The 2,931-nt window shown below is 59.7% G+C and carries 4 protein-coding genes; all 4 read left to right on the forward strand.

Translation table 11 applies throughout. From position 1 onward, the window contains the following. Nucleotides 1-422 precede the first annotated feature (422 nt). The 4 genes from QZY03_RS04740 (at nt 423) to QZY03_RS04755 (ending at nt 2,770) form a co-directional block, all read left to right on the forward strand. Nucleotides 423-611, forward strand: a complete 189-nt coding sequence (locus QZY03_RS04740; protein ID WP_295578623.1) for a Thivi_2564 family membrane protein — start codon at nt 423-425, stop codon at nt 609-611. 40 nt (nt 612-651) lie between these two features. Continuing rightward, nucleotides 652-873 (forward strand): hypothetical protein, encoded by a 222-nt coding sequence (locus QZY03_RS04745; RefSeq protein WP_295578624.1) that lies wholly within the window; start codon nt 652-654, stop codon nt 871-873. A gap of 56 nt (nt 874-929) precedes the next feature. Then, on the forward strand, nt 930-2,003 hold the full coding sequence (locus QZY03_RS04750) for a DUF2333 family protein (RefSeq protein ID WP_295578626.1): 1,074 nt from the start codon (nt 930-932) through the stop codon (nt 2,001-2,003). 476 nt (nt 2,004-2,479) lie between these two features. Next, nucleotides 2,480-2,770: a hypothetical protein gene (locus QZY03_RS04755; RefSeq protein WP_295578625.1), complete on the forward strand. Its 291-nt coding sequence runs from the start codon at nt 2,480-2,482 to the stop codon at nt 2,768-2,770. The last annotated feature ends 161 nt before the right edge of the window (nt 2,771-2,931 follow it).

Genomic DNA, 2,931 nt, shown 5'->3' on the forward strand with positions numbered 1-2,931 from the left:
CGGGCCGCTCCTAGCGTAGGAGCGGCCCGCGGCCGCGACGGGCTGCCGCAACGTCGGGTGGCCGGAACTATGATCAAGGCGACGCTAGGCCTGACCGCGCGTTGCGGGGAACAGGACTGCCTTAAGTGGGTGCGCCGAAAGCGGCTTTCCACGTTCAGGCAGTAGGCCAAAGTATAGACCGAATACTGCTATAAACCGCGTCAGCTCCGGCAGTTGTCGAGTCTGCCGGGGGCCGATCCCAGCAAAAAACATCGCATACCGCGCTGGGCGCGGTTTAGGTGCGATGGCGTACAGACCAGCAGGGGCAGCCGCGCGTAAATTCTGCATTATCGCTCGATGCTCCGAGCGCTGGCCCGCATGATCCCGCGACAAAACTTCCCCGCGAGTCCATGCGGTGAATGCAAGCTGACTGGAGAATACAAATGCCATTGATTTCTTTGATTATCACCCTGGTTGTCGTTGGCGTCGGCCTCTGGCTGATCAATAACTATGTCCCGATGGACGGGAAGATCAAGACGATCCTGAATGTGGTCGTCGTCATCGCCGTTGTCCTGTGGCTGCTGGCCGCCTTCGGGGTGCTTGGTTCGCTCGGCAACGTGCGCGTCGGATAGCGGTTCCCATACGTCAAAACCAACTCAGAGGAACAATCAGATGAACGCTTTGAAGATCGTTGCCGTCGCCCTGATCATCGCCGGTGGTATGGGCCTCGCATATGGCAGTTTCAGCTATACAAAAGAGACACAGCAGGCGCAGATCGGCCCGGTCGAATTAACGGTCCAAGACCGGCAAACAGTGAACATTCCGGTGTGGGCCGGCGTAGCGGCATTGGCGGCCGGCGTGCTCCTGCTGCTGGTGCCGAAAACCAGCGCGTGACCCGCATCCGCGAGGACTTCCGTTCCCTCCTGCGGGAGGGATCACAGGAGAACATGATGAATGATCTCTCTTTCCCGAAAAAGCCGACGTTCAAGACCAAGGTGGGCCAGGTTGCCAACTACTATAATCCACGGATCTGGCAAGAAAAGGGATTCTGGTGGACCGCTGGTCTGTTTCTGATCACCGCGACGGTGATCATCCTCACCTTCGGAGTCATCTGGTCGCAAACGCCGGACAAGCTCGATGTGAGTGCGGAGCGCCTGGCGTTGGTCAATAACGACTCCGGCAAACTGGTCACGGGCACTGCCACCACGGCCGCCGCCATCGGTATCGCCGAGACCTTGCTCGATAAGTCCGGCGGCTACCTGTCCAACGATATCGGTCCGCCGGGGATCTATCTGGATAATATCCCGAATTGGGAATTCGGTGTCCTGACCGAACTGCGGGATCTGACACTCGCCCTGCGCAACGACTTCAGCCGCGCCCAATCCCAGTCGGTTGAAGATGTTGACCTGGAGACCGCACAGCCGCAGTTCAATTACAACGCGAATTCCTGGATCCTGCCGTCGACCGAGTCGGAGTATCGCCAGGGTATCGCTGCCCTCCATCACTATTTCGACCGACTCACCGACGCGAAGGCACAGGATGGTCAGTTCTTCGCGCGTGCGGACAATTTGACGGCTTACCTGCTGGTCGTCGAGAAGCGGCTGGGAAGTCTCGCCCAGCGCCTCTCCTACGCGGTCGGACAGGCGCGGCTCAATACGGATCTGGCCGGCGATCCCAACGCCCGTCGGTCGACGCCGGTCGCACAGGAATCGCAGACCAAGACACCGTGGCTCAAGATCGACGACATCTTCTACGAGGCACGCGGCTACACCTGGGCGCTGCTGGCGACACTGCAGGCAATGCGATTCGATTTCGAGCCCGTGCTCAAGGACAAGAATGCCCTGGTGTCCCTGGATCAAATCAACCGCGAATTGCAGAATACCCAGAACACCGTCTGGAGTCCGCTGATCCTCAACGGCACCGGTTTCGGACCAATGAGCAATCACTCGCTGGTGATGGCCTCCTATATCTCGCGGGTCAATGCCGCGATTGCCGACCTGCGCAGCTTGCTTGAGACCGGCTGAGGCGCGTGACCCGTCACGATGGGTTCCGCGCGGGACGGCAGATCGGAAATAGGCCAGCAAGCATCGGAGTCTCAGTGATGGCGGGGCGAACACCAGCGTTCATAGGATGGAATCGGGTGATGACAGCAGTCGAGATTGGAGCCATCGCGCTGATCATCGCCGCCGGTTGGGGGCTGACGTCGGCCGAAATCGGTTATCCCGAAACGCGGCAAGACAACGACATGGGTCCGGTCGGGAAGTGCCGCGGTCTATGCCGCGGTATTCCTCACGCGGGATTCCCGGCAGGCGCACCGCTGGCTGGACGTGAGTTTCCGTGCGCTGGCGAACAGACAGCCCTCATGGCGCTCTGTAAAGTCTTCTAAAGATCGTATCACTTCGGGGGCTACGAAAATGTCGATGACGACAACGACCGCGGTAGGCCCGGCGACACCCCGGCATCTCGCCGGATCACAGACCAATAACGAGAGTAAGCAATCATGTCGACCAAAGACGAATACCTGGCAACCATGAAGACCCAACTTGATGCATGGAGCGTCGAAATCGATGCGCTGGAGGCGAAGGCGCATGAAGTCAGGGATGACGTCAAGGAAAAATATCAAGAGCAGCTCAGCGCGTTGCGGGTCAAGCGCGTAGAAGGTGAGAAAAAACTGGAAGAGATGCGCGAAGCCGGCGAGACGGCCTGGGAGCAAGTCAAGGTGGAGGCCGACAAGTTCTGGGCGGCATTCAAGGATTCCGTGCATACCTTCCACAACCATTACAAGGCCTGAGCAAACGCTGGCCGTTTCTTAGCTTGGATGCGGTGACGCCCGGGGCCGGACCAATCACTCCGACCGCCGGGCGTTGGGCCTTGATCATAATTCCGGCCACCCGACCCGTCGGTACGGCAGCCCGTCGCGGCCGGGGGCCGCTCCTACCGTAGGAGCGGCCC

Origin of the sequence: uncultured Lamprocystis sp., assembly GCF_903933125.1 — a bacterium.
Taxonomy (GTDB): Bacteria; Pseudomonadota; Gammaproteobacteria; order Chromatiales; family Chromatiaceae; genus Thiodictyon.